Below are 22,869 nucleotides of genomic sequence, written 5' to 3'. Positions count from 1 at the left end.
TTCGCTTATTTTCCCCCAATAATTTACGTGATCTACATCTAAAATTTCGCGAAAGTGAGGACTACTGGCTAAGCTAAAAGAAAACGATAAGGATGCCGATATGAAGTGGTTCTTTATTTTACTTAGCTTTTGCTGCTTTAGTGTGTTTGGTGGAGAAAACACCAGAGAAGATGAATTAAGTCACTTTGACACGCCGTTTCTCATCGGAGACTGGTATTTGATGAACCCAAACCCCGAAGAGTCGGCTGAAAACTTTCGTGCGATCAAACTCTCATTAGGTTCTGACTACAGCTTTTCTATTGATATTCAAAAGAAAGACTATTCCGTTGACCATTGGGAAGGGCTGTATAACGCAAATGAAGACACCATCGTTCTTGGTTTAAACACCGACGAGCCTCAAATTTATGCCTATCGCAACAACCATAATACGCTTGATCTTAATGGTGTAACGTTCACTAAAGGATTATCTAATTCACTTGCAGGTATTTGGTCTAGCTCTCACGTATCTGGCGACGGTCTTGTGGCCAACAACATTAATCAGATGGATTTAATACTTCAACCTGATTTCGTGTTCATGTTTAGGGTTTCGAACGAAGAAGGGGATGAGTCCATCAAACAAGGTGTGTTTTACACAGAAGATGAGTTTTTGGTTCTGCTGTATGAAAATGGCGAGCATGGAACCACGTATAAGCTCAACAAGAATGAGCTAACGATCGAAGATTCCAATGGTGATATGTACGCCGTACTCAATAGAGTTACGCCATGATGCCTTTAACATGCGCCAAATTACGCGTGCGTACGGTAAGTCATTAATGTTGTTTAAAGGTTAATCAAAAAACGGAGCTAGAGCACTAAAAGCTCCGTTTTTTGATGGAAAGACTTGTATTCTGATACCACAACCCCTACAAATAGCTTATATAGTGATACCAGAAATGCATTTTTGATCATGCAGTCTGGTATTTTTGTTGTTCGACATACAAGGATTTATGCTCATGTCTCAAGCTCCCCTGGCCAAATATCGTAAAGATTATAAAGAGCCATCTCATGCGATTACTGATATCGATCTTACTTTTGATCTATATGACAATGACACAATCGTTACGGCGGTATCAAAAGTTGCTCAAAAAGGCGATACAACAACGTTAGAACTCGATGGCGAAGGGCTTGAGCTACGCGCTGTAAAAGTAAATGGTGAGGATTGGGCTCATCACGAGGTGAAGGAGTCATCGCTGGTACTGACCGATCTTCCATCCGAGTTTGAACTTGAAATCGTCACCAAAATTGATCCTGAAGCGAATACAGCACTCGAAGGTTTGTACAAATCAGGCGGCGCATTTTGTACTCAGTGTGAGGCTGAGGGCTTCCGCCGTATCACGTACTATCTAGACCGTCCGGATGTTCTAGCAAAATACACAACAAAAGTGATCGCAGATAAAGCGGCTTACCCATATTTGCTGAGCAATGGTAACCGAATTGCAGAAGGTGATGCAGAGAACGGTCGTCATTGGGTTCAATGGCAGGATCCGCATCCAAAACCAGCTTACTTGTTCGCCCTTGTTGCAGGCGACTTTGATGTATTGCGTGACAAATATACAACGATGTCAGGTCGCAGTGTTGATTTAGAAATCTTTGTTGATAAAGGTAACCTAGATCGTGCAGGCCATGCGATGACATCTTTGATCAACTCGATGAAGTGGGATGAGGAACGCTTTGGCCTGGAATACGATCTGGATATTTACATGATCGTTGCTGTTGATTTCTTCAACATGGGTGCAATGGAAAACAAAGGCTTGAACATTTTTAACTCAAAATATGTGCTGGCGAACGATCAAACTGCGACAGATCGTGATTATTTAGGCATCGAAGCTGTGATCGGTCATGAGTACTTCCACAATTGGACTGGAAACCGTGTCACTTGTCGTGACTGGTTCCAACTAAGTCTAAAAGAAGGCTTAACCGTATTCCGTGACCAAGAATTCTCTTCTGACTTAGGCTCTCGTGCTGATAACCGTATTGATAACGTACGTATTATTCGTGGTCCTCAATTTGCGGAAGATGCAAGCCCAATGTCTCACCCGATTCGTCCTGACAAAGTCATTGAGATGAATAACTTCTACACGCTAACGGTGTATGAAAAGGGCAGCGAAGTTATTCGTATGTACCATACACTCCTTGGCGAAGAGGGCTTCCAAAGAGGAATGAAACTTTATTTTGAACGTCACGATGGTACCGCCGCGACGTGTGAAGACTTTGTTTCTGCAATGGAAGATGCCACCGGTGTTGATTTAAAACAGTTCCGTCTGTGGTACAGCCAATCGGGTACACCAACGCTGCGCGTAAATAGCGAATACAACGCTGATGCAAAAACTTACGCACTAACGGTAGAGCAATTTACGGAGCCGACGCAAGACCAAGCAGAAAAACAAGCGCTGCATATCCCGTTCGATATCGAGTTGTATGATTCGAAAGGTCAAGTTATCCCATTGATGAGTAACGGTGAATCTGTTCATAACGTGCTGGATATTAAACAAGGTAAGCAAACGTTCGTATTTGAAAATGTCGAAGAACAGCCAGTGCCATCTTTGTTGCGTGAATTCTCGGCACCAGTCAAATTAGAATACGATTACAGCGATGACGAGTTAGTCTTCTTGATGAAGCACGCAACGAACGATTTTGCTCGATGGGACGCTAGCCAAATGCTATTGGCTAAATACATTCGTCAGAATGTGAAAAACGTTCAAGCGGGACAAGAAGTATCGCTTTCTGAAGGTGTGATAGATGCTTTCCGCGGTGTGCTGTTGGATGAAACGCTTGAGCCAGCTTTCATTGCTCAAGTTTTCTCTATGCCTTCAATCAATGAGATTACTGGTTGGTACCAGCAAATTGATATCGATGCCGTAGACAAAGTGCTAAACAGCATTACAGTGTCACTTTCTAAGGAATTAGAAGATGAGCTAAGTGCGACTTATCACACGCTTAAGCAAACAGAGTATACGATCGACCATGCTGCTATTGGCAAGCGTGCTTTACGTAACCGTTGCCTTCAGTACCTAGCATATACGGAAAAAGGTAATGATTTAGTCAACGCGCAGTACGCATCTGCAAATAACATGACAGATACGATTGCTGCGATGAGTGCCGCAAATAACGCTCAGCTCGAGTGTCGTGAAGCACTTATGGCTGATTATAGCGATAAATGGAAGCACGATGGTTTGGTTATGGATAAGTGGTTTGCACTTCAAGGTAGCAATCCTGCAGAGGATGCTCTTGAAAAAGTAAAAGCAACCATGAACCACGAAGCATTTAGTTTGAAAAATCCGAACCGTACGCGCAGCTTAATTGGCTCGTTCTTAAGTGCGAACCCTGTACGTTTCCATGATAAATCCGGTGTAGGTTACCAATTTGCCGGTGAAATTCTTCGCCAACTAAATGATTCGAACCCACAAGTAGCTTCTCGAATGATTGATCCTTTGCTTAAGTTCCGTAAATACGATGAAGCTCGCCAAGCAATGATTCGTGCAGAACTTGAAAAGCTCAAAGCAATGGATAATCTTGCTAAAGATCTATTCGAAAAAGTGACTAAAGCACTAGACGAATAGTAAACAACACAATAGGGTGGTCATTAAGGCCACCTTATTTGTTTATGTCACTTAGTTTTCACTTCATGAACTATTACTACTTCAATCTCAACATTTCATATCAAACGTTTTTATCTCATTATTCTGGTGCGGCAAGTGTTGTTCAAGTTGTCACACACAACGGTTTGCGTTTGCAGTTACCCGCCGCGAGATTTAGACCATTTCTTAGTCAATTGGGCGTTAGAGGCCAGTTTAGACTAACAACTGACCAAAATAATAAGTTTCTTAAGTTAGAAACTCTGTGATGTATTGTATTTGCAGAGAGTTAAATAGGAATCTTAGTCACAGAATCGGACATTTCACCTCTTACCACTACGATTAGTTGTTAAACATTTGTAATTATGCTTTTACAATGGGCACATGCATTACCTATGCTTAGTTTCTAAGGTAACAACCTAGCTACTAAGTCCCCCTACAAAACAACAATTCTAATGTGGAGTGTGAATATGACCGCGCGTGAAAATGTAGTGCCGGTTCTGCTTGAAAAGGTTTACCAACTGATTCAAGACAAACTCGAGCTTTCTCACCAAACGCTTGTAACTAAACTTGCTCAACACTTATTCAGTAACATTGCTGATGATGATCTAATTCAGCGAAACGAATCCGACCTTTATGGTGCTGTCGTTAGCCTTTGGCACCATATCAATGAAAAAAAACCAGAAGAGATTTCGGTTCGAGTATTTAACCCGACCGTAAGTCGTCAAGGCTGGCAATCCACACACACAATCGTAGAAATTGTTGTTCCAGATAGTCCATTCTTAGTGGACTCAGTCAAAATGGCTTTAGCACGTTTGGATCTTGTTTGTCACCTAATGTTGAATAACCCAACACAGATTCAGCGTGATAAAAAAGGCCAAGTTACAGACGTAAACGGTGAGGGTGGTGTTCTTCAATCACTTTTCCACATAGAGGTAGACCGCCTTACTAGTAAAGACGAGATGCAAGCGCTTAAAGAAGAGCTGTTAAGAATTCTATCTGATACTCGCTTAGTCGTTGATGACTGGAAGCAGATGGTTGATAAGCTTAAGTTTGTTACTGATGAACTTGAGAAAAATAAAGATCGTGTTTCTATCCAAACTGATCGTATGGATGAAACGATCGCATTTCTTCGTTGGCTAGAAGATCATAACTTTACCTTTATGGGTTATAAAGATTATGACTTAAAAGAGGTCAATGGTGATACCGAACTTGTTCCTGCTAAAGAAAAAGGACTAGGTCTGTTTGCTGATGACAAGCGCGTGCGTAGCGTCAAGCTCTCTGAATTATCAGATTCAGCGCGATTAGAAGCGAAAAAACCATACGCTCTGATCATCACCAAAGGTAACAAAGCATCTCGTATCCACCGTCCAGCTTATACTGATTACATCGGTATTAAGAAGTTTGATGAAAACGGTAAAGTAATAGGTGAGCATCGCTTTACTGGTTTATATACCTCCGCCGTTTACAACCAAGCGGTACAAAGTATTCCTTTGATCCGTGAAAAAGTTGACCGTATCCTTGAAGCAAGTGGATACCGTCACGGATCATACTCATACAAAGCATTGCATAATATCTTAGAAAACTACCCACGCGACGAGTTGCTTCAAGCTAATGAAGAAGAGCTGCTTGAGGTGGGAATGGGTGTTGTACAAATGCAAGATCGTGACTTGCTGCGTTTGTTTGTTCGTAAAGACCCATTTGGTCGTTTCTTCAGTTGCATGGTTTATGTCACTAAAGATCGTTACAACACAGAATTGCGTCGTCAAACTCAACGCATTCTTAAGCAGTACTTTGGTTGCGAGCAAGAGGTTGAATTTACAACGTACTTCTCAGAAAGCCCACTAGCGAGAACACATTACATTGTTCGTGTAGACAATAACAACATTGACGTAGACGTGAAAAAGATCGAGCAAAATCTAATGGAAGTTTCTACCTCTTGGGATGACAGACTAAAAGAATCCATCATTGCTAACTTTGGTGAAAGCAAAGGCCTTCCTCTTTCAAAAGAATATATGAGTGCGTTCCCTCGCTCATACAAAGAGGACATGATGCCAGGTTCTGCGGTTGCAGATATCGAGCGCTTAGAAGCGTTAAGTGATGATAATAAACTTGGCATGTTGTTCTACCGACCTCAAGAAGAGGGTGCAGATTCCAAAGCTGTCCGCTTAAAGTTATACCATCGCGATGAACCAATTCACCTTTCTGACGTAATGCCGATGTTGGAAAACCTTGGTTTGCGTGTGATTGGCGAATCGCCATATGAGATCGAGAAAAACAACGGGCAGACTTTCTGGATCCTTGACTTCTCTATGCTGCATAAGAGCGAGAAAACCGTTGACCTTCGTGAAGCTCGTGACCGTTTCCAACAAGCATTTGCTGCCATTTGGGCGGGTAATCTTGAAAGTGATGGTTTCAACCGATTGTTATTAGGTGCGTCTTTATCTGGCCGTGAGATTTCCATTCTTCGCGCTTACGCACGATACATGCGCCAAGTCGGCTTCCCATTCAGTCAGCAGTACATCGAAGATACGCTAAGCCACTACCCAGACTTAGCGACAGGTCTAGTCAAGCTGTTCACCAAGCGATTTGATCCGAAACACAAAGGCAGCGAGAAAGGCCAAAACGATCTAATTAAAAAGCTAACAGAGCAGTTGGATCGTGTAGAGAGCTTGGATGATGATCGTATTATTCGTCGTTATATTGAAATGATCATGGCGACGCTTCGTACCAACTACTACCAAGTAGACGAGAATAAGCAGCCTAAGCCTTGGTTATCTTTGAAAATGAAGCCAAGTGATATTCCTGAGATTCCGCAGCCTGTGCCTGCATTCGAGATCTTTGTTTACGCACCAGATATTGAAGGTGTTCACCTTCGTGGTGGAAAAGTGGCTCGTGGTGGTTTGCGTTGGTCAGATCGTCAAGAAGACTTCCGTACGGAGATTCTTGGCTTAGTGAAAGCGCAACAGGTTAAGAACACTGTAATTGTACCAGTGGGTGCAAAAGGCGGCTTCGTTTGTAAACGCCAGCCATCTCTCACCACTCGTGATGAAATTTTTGCGGAAGGTCAGCGTTGTTACAAACGCTTTATCCGTGCACTGCTTGATGTGTCAGATAACATCATTGAAGGAGAAGTAGTACCACCACAAAACGTTGTTCGTCACGATGAAGATGACCCATACCTAGTAGTGGCTGCCGATAAAGGCACAGCAACCTTCTCAGATTTGGCAAACTCTGTTTCTGCAGAATACAACTTCTGGCTAGGCGACGCATTCGCTTCAGGTGGTTCAAACGGTTACGATCACAAAGCAATGGGTATCACCGCAAAAGGTGGTTGGGAATCTGTTAAGCGTCATTTCCGTGAAATGGGCATCAACTGTCAGACCACTGATTTTACTGCAATCGGTGTAGGTGATATGGCAGGTGACGTGTTCGGTAACGGTATGCTGTTATCGAAGCATATTCGATTGCAAGCTGCGTTTAACCACATGCACATCTTTATTGATCCAAATCCAGATTCAGCCAGCAGCTGGGAAGAGCGTAACCGCTTGTTTAATCTGCCAAGATCAAGCTGGGAAGATTACAACAAAGACTTGATCTCTCAAGGTGGTGGCATCTTCTCTCGTCGATCAAAATCGATCCAGTTGACGCCAGAAATTCAGAAAATGTTAGGTACGAAGAAAGCATCTTTAGCGCCTAACGATCTGATAAAGATGATCTTGAAAATGAAAGTCGATCTTCTTTGGAATGGTGGTATCGGCACTTACGTTAAATCATCGACAGAAACTCATACAGATGTTGGTGACCGTGCTAACGACATGCTGCGCATTGACGGCCGTGACTTAAGAGCCAAAGTGGTTGGCGAAGGTGGTAACTTGGGTATGACTCAGCTTGGTCGTATCGAATACGCACTAACTGGCGGTCGAGTGAACACGGACTTCGTTGATAACGTAGGTGGCGTTGACTGTTCGGATAATGAAGTCAACATCAAGATCTTCCTCAATGGACTGGTTTCAAATGGCGATCTTACGGTTAAGCAACGTAACCAAATTCTAGAGTCTATGGAAGACGAAGTGGGTGAAATTGTCTTGGATGATGCTTACCGTCAGTCGGAGTCGATCTCTGTTACTGAACAGCAAGGTGTTGGCATTGTTAAGGAGCAAATTCGATTCATCCACACTATGGAGAAAGCAGGGTACTTGGACCGTGCTCTCGAATACATTCCTGATGATGAAACGCTAATCGAGCGTGAAAAACAGGGACTAGGTCTGACTCGCCCTGAGCTATCAGTGTTAGTTGCCTACGGTAAAATGGTACTTAAACAGCAACTTGTTACGGATGAAATCGCAAATGATGAATTCCATGCAAAACAACTTGTTGAATATTTCCCAAGTGCGTTACGACGTAACTATAAAGATCAAATGGTTAATCACCCACTGCGAGCTGAAATTATCGCTACAGCATTGGCTAACCAGATGGTTAATGAAATGGGCTGTAACTTCGTTACTCGTTTGCAAGAAGAAACTGGTGCAAGTGTTGTCGATATTGCCAACGCTTACAGTGCGGCTAGAGAAATCTTTGATTTAGAAGAAATCCTCAAGCAAACTCGCAAACTTGATAACGTTGCGACAGCGCAAGCTCAATACGAAATTATGTTTTACGTGCGCCGAGCACTGCGTCGAATTGCACGCTGGTTGCTTCGTAACCGTAGCGGCAAATGCACGGTCGGTGAGTTGATTGCTATCTACAAGCAAGATGTCAATGTTATTACTGAAACCCTAGACACTATGTTAGTTGAGTCTGAAGTTGAAGAACACAATGAGTTGGCTCAAGGTTGGATAGAGAAAGGGGTTGAAGAGAAACTCGCTCACCAAGTTGCCCGCTTATCAAGCTTACAATCTGCACTGGATATTTCATCAGTAGCAAGTGAAACAGGTAAAACGGTTGAGCAAGCATCGAAACTCTACTTTAACTTGGGTGACCGTTTATCGTTGCATTGGTTCTTGAAGCAAATTAATAGCCAAGCCGTTGATAACAACTGGCAAGCACTTGCAAGAGCGGCATTCCGTGAAGATCTGGACTGGCAACAACGTCAACTTACCGCTCAGGTACTGACTTGTGGCTGCTCAACCGAAGAGCTTGACGTGATGGCTGCGTTAGAAGATTGGATTGAAACTAACGAGCAATCGTTGCACCGCTGGGAGAGTATCTTAAACGAGTTCAAAGTTGGCTCAGTACACGAATTTGCTAAGTTCTCTGTAGCACTTCGAGAGCTAGTACTTTTAAACCTCAACTGCTCATCGAAAGAGTAGTGGAATAATCAAGTCATAAGTAAAAGCCTCGTTATTTAACGGGGCTTTTTATTATCTATTATTCACATTTGGAACGAAAATAGTTACATTGTCACATTGAGTTGAAATTAAAACAGAGTGAAATCGATTGCTTTTAAGCGGTTAGTTACGATTTTTATCGCAGAAACTTGATTGTAATTGTTTGTTTTATATTTGAAAATCTTATAAAGATATAGGTTTTTACTTATTACGTTCATTTTCATTGAATTACGATGAAAAACGGTAAATAATATTGTCCCGTTTATACGGGGCTTTTTTCTTTCGGAGGCACAATGCTTTACCGTCTAGCCAGAACTGGCTTTTTCCAACTCGATGCCGAGAAGGCACATGATCTTGCAATTAAGAACTTCCAACGCTTTAACGGCACACCACTTGATCTCTTTTACCGCCAACAGTTACCAACTCGTCCAGTTGAGTGTATGGGTCTAACATTCCGTAACCCTGTTGGTCTTGCGGCTGGTTTAGATAAAAACGGCGAATGTATTGAAGCATTTGATGCCATGGGCTTTGGCTTTGTCGAAGTCGGCACTGTAACGCCACGACCACAACCAGGTAATGATAAACCACGCCTATTCCGTTTAGTGGAAGCAGAAGGGATCATCAACCGCATGGGCTTTAATAACCTAGGCGTTGATAATTTGATCGAGAATGTTAAACGAGCAAAATTCAATTGTGTTCTCGGAATTAATATCGGTAAAAATAAAGATACGCCAATTGAGAAAGGGGCAGAGGACTACCTGATTTGTATGGAAAAAGTGTATGAGTATGCTGGCTATATTGCAGTAAACATCTCATCGCCAAACACTCCAGGCCTTCGTTCACTTCAATATGGTGAAGCCCTTGATGAACTGCTTTCCGAATTAAAGGCGAAACAAGCGGAGTTATCAGAGAAGTACAACAAGTACGTCCCGTTAGCATTAAAGATTGCGCCAGATTTAAGTGACGATGAAATCTGCCAAATTTGCGATTCTTTATTGAAAAACAATATAGATGGTGTGATCGCGACTAACACAACTTTGGATCGCACGATCGTAGAAGGGATGAAACACGCCAATGAGGCAGGTGGCTTGAGTGGTCGCCCTGTGCAATCACGCTCTACGGAGGTCGTACGTAAGCTTCATGAAGAGCTTGGAGACAAACTTCCAATTATCGGTGTTGGTGGTGTAGATTCCTATGTTGCAGCCAAAGAAAAGATCATGGCAGGCGCTAAGCTTGTTCAAGTCTACACTGGCTTTATTTACCACGGCCCAGGTCTCGTACGTGATATTGTTAAGAATCTTTAACATATACATCAAAAACTACTGAAAAATCAGTACCTGTTACATAAAAAAGAGGACTTTGTTTCCTCTTTTTTTTTATCCGTTCGTTTGTAGAATTTAAAAATCACGAGTAGGTAATTAAGCGTCTTACCTCTTTACCACTGATTTAACTAGTCAAGAGAGAACGGAATAATGCTTAAACCCAGCGACAAATGGAATTGGTATTTTGACGAGCAAAAAGCTTGCTTAATGCTGGATCTGGGGGAGGAAATGATTTTCCAAACCAATCTATCCCGAAAATTGTTGGTTAACTGTGCCTTCTCAAACAGTGAATTTACCGTTGATGACGCCAGCGCATTTCAAACGTTTAATGAGCGCATTCGCTGTCTCGATATCAGTGAATATCGCCAAGCTGAATTAACACTGTATTGTGTTGCTGCAAAGCGTTTTCATAAACCTGTACAGCCTAAGAGCTGGTTCTTCGATGCACAGTCCTCTGATTATGAACCTCAAGAAGGGGACATGGTCTTCCTCACAAATCAATATTCTGATGGTATGTTCATCGTTCTTGAACCAGGCGAAACATCGAGCTTATGTGCTTATGTTAACCAAGAAGCCTTTGTTCTTGATGGCAATAAGGCGCTTCAATTTGGGCAGCCGATTAAAGTAATGCATGATCGCATGGCTTGTGCAAACCACCTCTTTGCAATGACCCCTATGGCAATGGTGGGTTAAAGCTGTTTAATTTTTCTTTATTTCGTTCCTTTGTTTGCCTTAATCGACCTTACTGGGTCGATTTTTTTTGTCCTTTCCTCTGACACTCCAATCCGAAAGACCATGAAACTGTTTGTTTTCTATGCATGCAAACATGAAGCTGGTCACTTTTATTTTACTTATTTCAATTTGATTACTCCTTTAATTAGGCAACCTAGCGCCTAAAACAACCCTATTTATTCCCCTATAAAGGGCATTTGTAAGTAATTTACATCAACCAACCCAAACTGGTGTATACCAAAATGCATGTAAATAAGTATTCACTTCTTCTAAAGGAAACAAAATACGTTCATAAATGAAAAACATTCAAACTAAAGATGTTGAAAGTTTTAGATCATTTGAGTGGTGATGATTTGAACTAACGGGTGGGAAAATACCTTTAAAAACGAGGCATTGATCGTAAAGTCAGGTATAATTGAAGCCATTTTTTATCAGCGAAAGAACACTATGAATCAATATCTCGCGGTAACTTCAAATGGCATGGAAAATTTGCTTGTTGAAGAACTGACTAAACTAGGCATTGAAAATGCGAAACCAGTACAGGCAGGCGTAAAATTTAAAGCGACAAACGAACAGGTTTATCGCTGTTGTTTGTGGAGCCGTTTAGCGTCTCGATTTGTACGTGTTTTATCTGAGTTCACGTGTAACAACGACATGGACTTGTATCTATCCACTTCCACTATTAACTGGGTTAACCAATTTCATAGCTCTAAACGCTTTGTTGTGGACTTTAACGGCACAAACCGTGAGATTAGAAATAGCCAATACGGGGCTATGAAGGTCAAAGATGGCATCGTAGATTGCTTTGAGAATAAAGGCTTGCCACGTCCTAATATCAGCAAAGAACGCCCAGATATTCGTATTCACGTTCGTTTGCATAAAGATAAAGCGTTGCTTGGGGTAGACATGGTAGGTAGTGGTCTTCATCAGCGTGGTTATCGACCAGAATCGGGTCGTGCGCCATTACGTGAAACGCTTGCTTCTGCGATTATCATGCGTTGTGGCTGGGATGGGCATCAACCATTACTCGATCCAATGTGTGGTTCTGGTACTTTGCTTATTGAAGCGGCAATGATGGCAGCCAACATGGCACCTGGCGTTAAGCGCAAACAATGGGGCTTCGAAGTTTTGGAAGACTTTGAACCGGAGACCTGGGCTGAGATTAAATCAGAGGCTAATGTTCAAGCTAGACGGGGTGTCAAGAAAGTTGACGCTAAGTTTTTTGGATTCGATAACGACCCCAAAGTATTAAAAGTCGCTCAAGAAAACGCCCGCAGAGCAGGTGTTGAAGAGTTGATTGAGTTTGCGCAAGGTGATGCTGCAACTATTACTCGTCCCGCAGGATTTGAACACGGTGTTATCGTTTCAAACCCACCTTACGGTGAGCGTCTAGGAACTGAGCCGGGGCTGATTGCGCTCTATACCGCATTCGGTGGACAGCTAAAATCTGAGTTTGGCGGATGTAAAGCATCTATCTTCTCTAGCTCAGACGAGCTCTTGAGTTGCCTTCGTATGCGCGCTGATAAACAGTTTAAATTGAACAATGGTGCGTTACCGTGTCACCAAAAGAACTACAGCATTGCCGAGCGCAGCGCTGATGAAGTTAAAGGTGCAGATACTAACGTTCAAATCGCACCAGACTTCTCAAACCGTTTGAAGAAAAACATTGGCAAGATTGGCAAGTGGGCTCGTAAAGAGAAACTAGACTGCTATCGTATCTACGATGCAGACCTTCCAGAATATAACGTAGCGATCGACGTGTACGGCGATCAAATTGTGATTCAAGAGTACGCAGCACCTAAGAACATCCCTGAAGAAAAAGCCAAGCGTCGTCTAACGGACATTATCCGTGCGACGATTCAGGTGACCGGTGTCGAAGCGAACAAAGTTGTACTGAAAGTTCGTGAGAAGCAGAAAGGTCGAAGCCAGTACCAAAAATTAGGTCAGGTATCAGAGACGCTCGAAGTAAACGAGTACGGTGTGAAGCTGATCGTTAACCTTCATGACTACCTAGACACAGGCCTGTTCTTGGATCATAAGATCACTCGTCGTCGTCTTGGCGAAATGGCACAGGGTAAAGATTTCCTTAACTTGTTTGCTTACACTGGTAGTGCAACAGTGCACGCTGCAGTTGGTGGGGCGCGTTCCACTACAACTGTCGATATGTCAAACACCTACTTGAACTGGGCGAAAGACAATATGCAGCTTAATGGCTGTGTAGGGCGCCAACATAAATATGAACAAGCGGACTGTTTGCAATGGCTAGAAAACGCAAAAGGTGAGTACGACTTGATCTTTATTGACCCACCTACGTTCTCTAACTCTAAGCGTATGGAAACATCATTCGATGTACAACGTGACCACATTAAGCTGATGAAGAACCTCAAACGTTTACTGAGAAGTGAAGGCACAATCGTATTTTCAAATAACAAACGTCATTTCAAGATGGATGAAGAATCACTCGCTGAATTGGGTTTGAAGGCACAGAATATTTCTTCTCAAACGTTACCATTAGATTTTGCGCGTAATAAACAGATTCATAACTGTTGGCTAGTAACGCACGCGTAGTATAAACAAAAGGATTAATACGTGCTGATATTGTATAGCACGGAGGGATGCCATCTTTGTGAGATGGCATTTGCTCTAGTAGACCAAGTCGGTTTGGCCGAGCAAACAGATATCATCGATATTGCGTTCGATGATGTACTATTTTCTCGTTACGGCGTCACAATACCCGTCTTAAAATATCAAGATTCTGAGTTGAACTGGCCGTTTGACTTAGAACAACTCATACATTGGTTGGATAATAATGGCATTACTTACCATTCATAACGCACAACTTGCATTTGGTGACCACCCATTGCTAGATAAAGCGGAGTTCGCTCTTCAAGAAAACGAACGCGTTTGTTTAGTTGGTCGTAACGGAGCAGGTAAGTCCACGTTAATGAAAGTGCTTGCCGGCGACATTTTGTTGGATGATGGCAAGATTCAAATAACTCAAGACGTAGTAGTTTCTCGGCTTGAACAAGATCCACCGCGCAATCAAGAGGGTACGGTTTACGAATACGTATCTGGCGGTTTGGCTGAAATCGGCGAACAATTGAAGATCTATCACGATCTTCTCGATCTTGTTGCTCAAGACCCAAGTGAGAAGAACATTAACCGTTTGGCGAAAGTTCAAGAGCAACTTGATCATTCTAATGCTTGGCGCTTTGATGACCGTGTTAAGAACGTACTTGGCGCTTTAAAACTAAGCCCAGAAACCAAACTGGCCGATCTATCCGGTGGCTGGCAACGTAAAGCTGCTTTAGCTCGTGCGCTGGTTTGTGATCCTGATGTATTGCTTCTTGATGAACCAACAAACCATCTCGATGTGACAACGATCGAATGGTTAGAGAACTTCTTAAAAGACTTCAAAGGCTCGATCATCTTTATTTCTCACGACCGTGCATTCATCAAGTCGATGGCGACACGCATCGTCGACTTAGATCGCGGTCAATTAGCTTCTTTCCCTGGTAATTACGAACAGTATTTGAATGACAAAGAAGAAATGCTTCGCGTCGAAGAAATGCAAAATGCTGAGTTCGATAAGAAACTAGCTCAGGAAGAAGTGTGGATTCGTCAAGGTATTAAAGCACGTCGTACTCGTAATGAAGGCCGTGTTCGAGCCCTTAAAAAACTTCGTGAAGAGCGTCGTGACCGTCGTGAAGTTCAAGGTAAAGTTAACCTAAACATCGATGATGCTTCTCGTTCAGGTAAGATTGTATTTGAAGCAGAAAATGTATCTTTTGCTTACGAAGGCAAGACAATTGTCGACGACTTTAGCTTTAACATCATGCGTGGTGACCGTATTGCACTTATCGGACCAAATGGCTGCGGTAAGAGTACGGTACTTAAATTGCTATTAGGGCAATTGGAAGCGCAGTCTGGTCGTTTACACTGCGGAACAAAATTAGAAGTCGCGTACTTTGATCAGTACCGAGAGATTTTGGATCCAGAAAAGACAGTGATCGATAACTTAGCGGATGGGAAACAAGAAGTAATGGTTGGGGGACGTCAGCGTCATGCGCTGAGTTATCTCCAAGACTTCTTATTTGCACCTAAGCGCGCCAGAACCCCGGTTAAGGCACTTTCCGGTGGTGAGAAAAACCGATTATTGCTAGCCCGTATCTTGTTGAAACCAAACAACTTACTTATTCTTGATGAACCAACTAACGATTTGGATATCGAAACGTTGGAACTTTTAGAAGAAATGCTTGCCAATTATCAGGGTACATTATTGTTAGTGAGTCACGACCGTGAGTTCGTAGACAACACAGTAACAACCAGCTGGATTTTTGAGGGTAACGGTATAATCGAAGAGTTCGTTGGTGGTTATCATGATGCTAAACAGCAGCGTGACCAAGTTCTTGCTTCGCGCAGTCAGGTTGAAAAACCAACGAAGAAAGAGAAAGTGGTTGAGGAAACTCCCAAAACTACGCAACCTAAGAACAATTCGAAGAAGTTATCGTATAAGCTGCAAAGAGAATTAGAGGCTCTACCAGCTAAACTTGAACAATTAGAGTCGGATATCGAGAGCCTTCAGGAGCAAGTGAACGATCCAGAGTTCTTTGCTAAACCTGTAGAGCAAACTCAGCCGGTATTGGAACAGCTTGCTGCACTAGAGCAGGAGTTGGAAATCGCATTCGAGAGATGGGAAGAACTCGAAGCAATGCAACAGGATAGTTAAGAATTCAATGAATTGTAGTAATAAATTCAAATTGACCGCCATTGCAATGATGGTTGGTACCACAATGAACGCACAGGCGGCATTGTATCAAGTTGTTGAGGTTTCACCTCAGGATCATGGTTCAAACGGTGACTACCAAACGGCTTACGGGGTTGCAATTCAACAGGGCGATGCAGGTACAGATCCTTCAACAGGTTCACCTTTCGCTTTAGGCTGCTTTGATGCAGCAGCAAACTGCACGCCAGAGCAGTTTAAACTTGCAATGGAAACTCGCACTACGCCGATTTCAGCGACACAAGCCGTGGATGGGAACAGCTATCGTGAAGAAATCCCATTCGGATTAGACGCTGGCTTTTATTACATCCAAGAACTCAAAGACTTTGAGCGTTACTGTTACAACCAGCTTCGCTATTCCACCTGTGACTCATGGGCTTCAGTAAACTGGACGCCGTGGAATAAAGAACGTAGTAAAGACTTTACTTCTAATGCGTTAGCGTTCATAGAAGAAGATTCTGCTGCTTATAAAAATGAATATAACAATGTTATCAACCAGCTTACCGAGGGTGGTGCAGCTGTCGGTAATCAGAGTAAAGTTAGCACAGAAAATACTTCTACATTAGAAACACGAAATACCGTAGTTGCACCAGTAGAGCCAAATATTCTTACTGGCGATAGTGACGCAAGTGTTGTGCAAAGCCATGCTTGGAGCACAGACGGCATTTTTACTGTTGGCAGTGTTTCTCGAACAGCAAGCAATACCAATGGATCTCACCACACATCAAAAGCAGCGATTTGGGATCAAAGCGGAACCGTCAGTGAATTGGCTTGGCCTAGTGGCACATCTAAAGATGGAGAAAGGTTAGCTCAAGGGAGCATGCGTGACCTTGTCACTGATGGAACAACGGTCTATGGCGTAGGTTACAACACTTACAGTGATGATAACTACCTGAATGCGACTGTTTTTGTCGGAACTCTAGAAGCCGAAGGTAGCGTTGAAAACGCAACTTGGAAAAATAAAGTTGTTGTAGGAGCTAGACAGCGCGAAGGTGATGATACGGTTCATACAAACTCACGCTTAACCGACGTTAACTCTAATTTTGTTGCTATTGGTGAAGCGAAACGTTCGGGCGGATACTTAATGCCAACGGGCTCTGCTCCGAATCGTCTCTTTATCGTAGATGATGTTCGTAAGGATTCTATTAGCGCTTTTTACCCAACTACTGGCATTTTCTTTAGCGGTGCGGGCGGTAAGATGGGCGGTATCAACTCTTACAATGAAATCGTCGGGCAACTTGATGCGGAAACGACTCGTGAAGACGATGGCAAGCCACGTCGTAAGCGCGGTTTTATCTATCCATATAGCCTAGGTGGCGAGACTAGTGAACGTGCTGCAACATTGTTTAATGGAAAAGCTTGGTTCCTAGACAGTTTGACTAATGGCGGTGATTACTCTGAACAAAACAATCAGTTCCGTATTATCGACGCAACTGATATCAATGATGCAGGTGTGATCTCTGGTACTGCTATGAAATGTGCAGGTGGTTATAGCACAACAGCAAACAATGCGACATGTAGCTCTGAAGAGCAAATTGTAGCAGTCAAACTAGTACCTATTGCTGACGCAACTAAGGACGACATCGTATCTCGAAGCATTGACTCAACGACGACAGAGCGTCAAGGTGCAGGCCTTGGTTGGTTAGCTTTGACCATGCTTGGATTGTTTGGGTTCCGTAGAAAATAGTTAAAAATCGTCAGTAATTTTTAAATCAAGCAGAGGCTCACACATTTGAGTCTCTGCTTTTTTTATGCCTTGAGAAATTGCCTACTTTGATCGATTCTTATAAGTGGAGTCATAAAAACTCCATCAAAGTTTCACAATAACAGCTGTACGTTAGTAAATGGACCTGTATGAGGAATTAACTATGAAGAGACAAAAGCGTGATCGCCTAGAACGAGCTCAATCTCAAGGCTACAAAGCTGGATTGAATGGAAGGTCTCAAGAGGCTTGCCCATATCAACAAGTTGATGCTCGGTCGTATTGGTTAGGTGGTTGGCGTGATGCCAGAGATGAAAGACAATCTGGTCTCTACAAATAAACTCTCCACATACAAAAAGAAGGATTCGAAAGGGCTCTACGGAGCCTTTTCTACATTATAGGGACATAGGGAAGTAGGTTAACACTCGATAACAAAAAGGCTCCTAAATAGGAGCCTTAATAAATCGATTAAAATCGTGATTAGAAGCTTGAAGTGTCTTGGAACAAGCCAACTTTCAAATCTTTTGCTACGTAGATTTCTTTGCCGTCCACACATACACGACCGTCAGCCAAACCCATCACAAGCTTACGGTTTACAACGCGTTTCATGTGGATTTCGTACGTCACTTTTTTCGCTGTTGGCAGGATCTGACCTGTAAACTTCACTTCGCCAACACCCAGAGCACGACCTTTTCCTTTGCCACCAACCCAGCCAAGGAAGAAACCAACAAGTTGCCACATCGCATCAAGGCCAAGACAACCCGGCATTACTGGGTCGCCAGGGAAGTGGCAGTCAAAGAACCACAAATCTGGAGTAATATCCAATTCCGCCAAGATCAAACCTTTACCAAAATCGCCTTCAGTCTCAGACATTTTAGTAACACGATCCATCATTAGCATGTTTGGCGCAGGAAGCTGAGGGTAACCAGGCCCAAACAGTTCGCCTTGGCTAGAAGCAAGTAGATCGTCACGGTTATAAGAATCACGTTTGTTTTGCATTATCAATTACTCCAATTTTTGATAGCTGCATCTTAGTGAACACGTGTACGCTAAACAACTCCGATCAGTACTAGACAAACCAGTTTTTGATGCGCTGCACAATTCCTTCTGGATGCTCATGTCTTTCAAAGTTTTCAATACGTTCCGCTATTTTGCCAATAATGCTATCGTCTTCACCTCTAAAAGGTTTATTCATTACAATCGGAATAGCTTCATCTACGGTAGAAACGGACCAAATATGGAACTCACCATTTTTAATGCTTTCTATTACATCTTTATGTAATGCAAGGTGTTTAAGGTTTGATTTTGGCATCACAACACCTTGATTTCCTGTAAAACCTTGATGTTTACAAACCTGATAAAAACCTTCAATTTTTTCGTTCAAGCCACCAACGGCTTGCACTCGACCAAACTGATCAACAGCCCCTGTAACCGCAACTTGTTGATTAATTGGAGATTCAGATAAAGCACTTACCAAGCAACAAAGTTCTGCAAGAGATGCGCTGTCACCATCAACTTCACTATAAGACTGTTCAAATACGATGGAGGCTGAGTAAGGCAGTGGTTCATCCAGTTTCAGAGCAGAGCTCAAGAAAGCTTGCATAATCATCATGCCTTTTGCATGTAGATTGCCTCCAAGCTCAGCTTTGCGCTCAACATCGGAAACATCGCCATCACCAAAATGAATTACACAAGATATTCGTGCAGGCTCACCATAGCTGACAGGGTGCCCAGCCATATCAATAACGGTTAGGCCATTGATTTGACCAACTTGTTCCCCAGTTGTCTCAATGATGACTTGGCCATCTAAAATATCGTACACGGCACGCTGAGGAAGGTAAGATTCTCGGTAATACTTATCGTCAATCGCTTTATCTAACGACTTGTAATCTAATGCGTGACCATCACTGAACTGGCTGGCAAGCGTTAGAAGTTGAGAGTGCCACATTACTCCTAAAGGCAGATAATGTTGATCTTCAGTAAATCTCATACCGGCTAGCAACAATCTTCTAAAACCACATTCAGTTAAGTGAGGCAGCTGATATTGAGAACATATCCAGTTCACTAAACCAAAGTAATCTGTCAAATTCTGCTCTGACAGATGAATATCTTCTTCAACTTCCGTATACATGGCAAAGCCAGAACAGAAGTCTTCATCGATGTATTCTAGCTCTGCTAACTGACTTCTTTCTCCTGTTACAATCAGTTTTACATCATAAGCTTTAGCTTGCGGTACTGAAGTAGGTAAACGAGTAGGGCTTAGGTTCAGTGGCTCGATAAGGTTTTGTTGAATTGCAGACTTTATATTTGGCCAAAGCCCTGGGTTAGCCAAAATTAGATTAGCCGGTACAATTAAGTAACCGTTATCTGCCTGTGAAATTAAACCAGGTTGGAAGGCAATATCACCACTTACATCAACACTGTAACGGTCAAATAAACGTTTGGCATCAAGTGATTCCGAAAAAACTATCGCAGCGTTAGACTGGCTCTGAAGAGCTTTACTGATGAACTCTCTATATACAGAATTATCTACGCAGTTAATGAGTAGTACTCGCGTCAATCCGGAAATTTTTGAAAAACGAGATATCGTTGCCGACATTCTCGGTTGGAGATCAGTAAAAGACTTCTTTGTTAACGAAGGTGCAGACTTTAAAAGTGCTTCGTACTGCTCAAGTGAAGGTGTTACGTCTTGCCAATTAAGTTGGTTCATTAAAATTCATCGTAATTCAATCTTGCCGACATTATAACGAAACGGACTATAACACCCTAGCACCAATTTGGTTTGCTCTCGGCATTCATCTCTCAATGAACAATACTTAGACAAATGAGTGATCAACATCGATACTTCTAAGAGTTTTATTTGCCCAAGTAAACCATCTGGGTTACGCTGTCACTAGGTTATGTTTATGGGTCGGAACAAATGAAATATCAGCAGCTTGAGAATCTAGAATGTGGGTGGAAATGGAAGTATCTCATCAAAAAATGGAAAGATGGTGAAGCGATTACCCGACATATTGATACAAGCGAAGCAGATGCAGCGGTCGCAGAACTAAAACGCCTTGAACACGAGCCTACACTTGTCTTAGCTTGGATAGAAAACCACATGTCAGAAGAGTTAGATAATAAACTCAAGCAGGCTATCCGAGCGAAACGGAAACGTCACTTCAATGCAGAGCAAGTCCATACAAAGAAGAAATCCATTGATTTAGATTACCGAGTTTGGGAAAAGCTTTCTAGTAGAGCGAATGAACTTGGTTGTACGTTATCTGACGCAATTGAATATTTGCTTTCCGAAGCGTCGAGAAGTGAAAAAGCGAGTCAAAAAGTTACCTCAATTAAAGAGGATTTGAGTAAATTGCTATCTAGCTAGGATAGGGAGTGCCAAATGTTATATGTAATCTTAATTGCAGCCATCGTGATCTTTTGGTTGATCGCAGTCGATAGGCCGGTGTTAAAAGTAAAGTTCGATAATGGCCATATTAGTAACGTAAAAGGGCATCTACCTCCTTCTTTCAAACACAACTTACAGGATATTAGTGAGCATAACCCGTTTACTGGTGAAATGAAGGTGTATAGCCAACGAACAGGAATGCGCTTAAGCTTTTCCAAAGGCATTCCCAAAAAAGTTCAACAGAGGATTCGTAACGTTTTTCCGCACCAGGGCTTCAAAGCAAACAAAGGCAAGAAGCGCGCTTAATTACATATCGTTACTTCATCATGTTAAATGGGACGCAATGTGGCGTCCCATTTTCGTATCTACAGAAAAATTACTTATCATCGAACAATCAACAACATAAACGGACCAAAACGATGAGATACGTTGTAACTTTAATGGTATTGATCTTTGCAAGTAATTCAGTTTTTGCTGACGATTCAGAAACGAACCTGTTGGCTAAAAAGATTAAGACTAAGCTTCAAAAGAAAGTAGACAATAAGTTTGATGGCTATCAAGGTTATTGTGACGTCATGATAGAAATGGAGCACAAAAGTAAAAACGCAGTATTAAAAAGAGTAACCAGCAGTGGTGACCAAAAAGTGTGTAGGTACGTTAAGTCCAACTTGAAGAAAGGAAAACGCTATCGTTACAAATACCCCGAAAAGTACATTCGCCTCCATATAACCACAGGCTTATAATTGTTTCAGAACGCAACTGAGCTCGTGATTTTTGGCAGATTTCGTTGCGGAGCGATTAGAGCGTTTAGCTGATTTTTGCTGTTGTACGAGGCGAGTATGAAAGGCTTTTTTGTTTGGTAGCGCTTAAGTTAGTAATCGTGATGCCATTGAGTGGCAAATTCAGTGAGTTGGCCATCATCACCATACATAGATTGATTCAGGTGCTTACGGAAGGACACGCCAGTAAGTCGGGGACTAAGCGCGCATCAATTTTCAATAAGAGATTTGATTTGCTTCGTAAGCATAACCACAAACCAAACTAGCGATGGCAAGTCCACAGGAACCTCGGTTAAAGCCTCAAAAGCAAACAATGTTGTTAATCTTAGGAGGACATTTTAAAGTAGCTAAAACCGGACATTATTGCTTTGAGATCTCACTCCTTAGTGCGCATTATATCTGCTTATGTTGAATGCGATTGCATATGCTAGTCCTATAAAATGTCTCTCTTTTGAGGGACTATTCAATGAAGTATCACGAAATGACTAAAAACTATATTTTTCGTGAATTTGAATGTGGTTTATCCGTCGAACAAGCTGCTGAACTTTGTTTGAAAACTGTGAGAACGGTCAAAGAATGGGATAAGGGGAAAACCATTCCACCGGAGTGTAAGCGGCTGATGAGAATGACAAAGGGAAGGGAATTGAGCCCATCTGACCAATGGGAACACTTTAAGATGCACTATGACAGATTGGAACTTCCGACAGGACAATTAGTTACGGCTCAACAAGTTTTGACTGGAATTGCACTATTAGAGATAGGGGCATTAACTGACTTAGAAGCAGCTGGAAAGGTATTGAAATTTGCACGAGCATTAAAAAACATGATGTAAAGAGTGGCCCCTTTAGGGGCCACTCTTTAGAATTTGATATACTGCTTTATGAGCTAGAAGGCAGTTTTTCTGAAATTCTCAAACAAAACCACTGAACAAGGAACATATATAAAAAATAATACCAACAGCTATTCAAGACATACATAAATAAATCAAAATCAGAAAAATCGTTGCTTACTCCTTGTATTGTTGCGCTGAATAAAATTAATGTAAGTATTGCAACATCAAGTTTGATAAAAACCCAAAGTATTGGGGACTTGTATTCTTTGTAGGTGAATACAAATGTTAAGTGGGCTACAGAAAAAAACGTTATCAACGCTATAAAAAAATTATCCATAATATCTCTTTGATTTGGTGATTATTTTAAGTTTGTTGTGAAATTAC

The 22,869-nt window shown here is 42.2% G+C and carries 17 protein-coding genes; 15 read left to right on the top strand and 2 right to left on the bottom strand.

All coding sequences use genetic code 11. The features are described 5' to 3' along the window. Nucleotides 1-100: 100 nt before the first annotated feature. The 11 genes from R7P67_RS10640 to rmf all read left to right on the top strand — a co-directional run bounded on the left by R7P67_RS10640 (nucleotide 101) and on the right by rmf (nucleotide 17,823). Complete coding sequence (locus tag R7P67_RS10640) at nucleotides 101-766, top strand: hypothetical protein (RefSeq protein WP_005377438.1); 666 nt, start codon at nucleotides 101-103, stop codon at nucleotides 764-766. A gap of 226 nt (nucleotides 767-992) precedes the next feature. Next, the gene (gene pepN, locus R7P67_RS10635; protein WP_262656363.1) at nucleotides 993-3,599 is read left to right on the top strand and encodes an aminopeptidase N; all 2,607 of its coding nucleotides are present in this window, start codon (nucleotides 993-995) and stop codon (nucleotides 3,597-3,599) included. Between the two features lie 65 nt (nucleotides 3,600-3,664). Beyond that, entirely contained in the window at nucleotides 3,665-3,883 is a 219-nt protein-coding gene (locus R7P67_RS10630; protein WP_005377440.1) for a DUF2835 domain-containing protein, read from the top strand. A gap of 201 nt (nucleotides 3,884-4,084) precedes the next feature. Then, nucleotides 4,085-8,926, top strand: a complete 4,842-nt coding sequence (locus R7P67_RS10625) for an NAD-glutamate dehydrogenase (RefSeq protein WP_005377441.1) — start codon at nucleotides 4,085-4,087, stop codon at nucleotides 8,924-8,926. Nucleotides 8,927-9,237: 311 nt separating this feature from the next. Then, nucleotides 9,238-10,248, top strand: a complete 1,011-nt coding sequence (pyrD, locus tag R7P67_RS10620; RefSeq protein WP_017634281.1) for a quinone-dependent dihydroorotate dehydrogenase — start codon at nucleotides 9,238-9,240, stop codon at nucleotides 10,246-10,248. 168 nt (nucleotides 10,249-10,416) lie between these two features. Continuing rightward, nucleotides 10,417-10,959 (top strand): cell division protein ZapC, encoded by a 543-nt coding sequence (locus tag R7P67_RS10615; RefSeq protein WP_005377444.1) that lies wholly within the window; start codon nucleotides 10,417-10,419, stop codon nucleotides 10,957-10,959. 486 nt (nucleotides 10,960-11,445) lie between these two features. Beyond that, complete coding sequence (gene rlmKL, locus R7P67_RS10610; RefSeq protein ID WP_053350765.1) at nucleotides 11,446-13,566, top strand: bifunctional 23S rRNA (guanine(2069)-N(7))-methyltransferase RlmK/23S rRNA (guanine(2445)-N(2))-methyltransferase RlmL; 2,121 nt, start codon at nucleotides 11,446-11,448, stop codon at nucleotides 13,564-13,566. 21 nt (nucleotides 13,567-13,587) lie between these two features. After that, nucleotides 13,588-13,830, top strand: a complete 243-nt coding sequence (locus R7P67_RS10605; RefSeq protein WP_213961979.1) for a glutaredoxin family protein — start codon at nucleotides 13,588-13,590, stop codon at nucleotides 13,828-13,830. Further along, a complete protein-coding gene (locus R7P67_RS10600) occupies nucleotides 13,808-15,727 on the top strand; it encodes an ABC transporter ATP-binding protein (protein WP_213893859.1) in 1,920 nt (639 codons plus the stop codon). The genes R7P67_RS10605 and R7P67_RS10600 overlap by 23 nt, the downstream gene beginning before the upstream one ends. 7 nt (nucleotides 15,728-15,734) lie before the next feature. Then, the gene (locus R7P67_RS10595; protein WP_005390080.1) at nucleotides 15,735-17,468 is read left to right on the top strand and encodes a DUF3466 family protein; all 1,734 of its coding nucleotides are present in this window, start codon (nucleotides 15,735-15,737) and stop codon (nucleotides 17,466-17,468) included. A gap of 181 nt (nucleotides 17,469-17,649) precedes the next feature. Continuing rightward, nucleotides 17,650-17,823 carry a ribosome modulation factor gene (gene rmf, locus R7P67_RS10590; RefSeq protein WP_005377453.1) on the top strand — a complete coding sequence of 58 codons (174 nt, stop codon included), beginning with the start codon at nucleotides 17,650-17,652 and terminating at the stop codon, nucleotides 17,821-17,823. Between the two features lie 140 nt (nucleotides 17,824-17,963). Here the strand turns inward: rmf and fabA are convergent, their stop codons facing one another. Together fabA and R7P67_RS10580 are read right to left on the bottom strand one after the other, a co-directional pair. Then, nucleotides 17,964-18,482: a bifunctional 3-hydroxydecanoyl-ACP dehydratase/trans-2-decenoyl-ACP isomerase gene (gene fabA / locus R7P67_RS10585; protein WP_005390081.1), complete on the bottom strand. Its 519-nt coding sequence runs from the start codon at nucleotides 18,480-18,482 to the stop codon at nucleotides 17,964-17,966. Nucleotides 18,483-18,552: 70 nt separating this feature from the next. Continuing rightward, a complete protein-coding gene (locus R7P67_RS10580) occupies nucleotides 18,553-20,193 on the bottom strand; it encodes a Lon protease family protein (RefSeq protein ID WP_170890639.1) in 1,641 nt (546 codons plus the stop codon). A gap of 210 nt (nucleotides 20,194-20,403) precedes the next feature. On the opposite strand from R7P67_RS10580, the gene matP reads away from it, so the two are divergent. From matP to R7P67_RS10560, 4 genes are all read left to right on the top strand, one after another. Next, nucleotides 20,404-20,853 (top strand): macrodomain Ter protein MatP, encoded by a 450-nt coding sequence (gene matP / locus R7P67_RS10575; protein ID WP_005396497.1) that lies wholly within the window; start codon nucleotides 20,404-20,406, stop codon nucleotides 20,851-20,853. A 15-nt stretch (nucleotides 20,854-20,868) separates the two neighbouring features. Beyond that, nucleotides 20,869-21,180, top strand: a complete 312-nt coding sequence (locus R7P67_RS10570; protein WP_005377468.1) for a DUF3634 family protein — start codon at nucleotides 20,869-20,871, stop codon at nucleotides 21,178-21,180. A 113-nt stretch (nucleotides 21,181-21,293) separates the two neighbouring features. Beyond that, nucleotides 21,294-21,617 carry a hypothetical protein gene (locus R7P67_RS10565; RefSeq protein ID WP_213907961.1) on the top strand — a complete coding sequence of 108 codons (324 nt, stop codon included), beginning with the start codon at nucleotides 21,294-21,296 and terminating at the stop codon, nucleotides 21,615-21,617. Between the two features lie 502 nt (nucleotides 21,618-22,119). Further along, nucleotides 22,120-22,485 (top strand): regulator, encoded by a 366-nt coding sequence (locus R7P67_RS10560; RefSeq protein WP_243327281.1) that lies wholly within the window; start codon nucleotides 22,120-22,122, stop codon nucleotides 22,483-22,485. The last annotated feature ends 384 nt before the right edge of the window (nucleotides 22,486-22,869 follow it).

The sequence above is a fragment of the Vibrio sp. Vb0937 genome (assembly GCF_033338855.1).
Note: the sequence above shows the minus strand (reverse complement) of the source record. Positions and strands in the feature narration are given on the sequence as shown.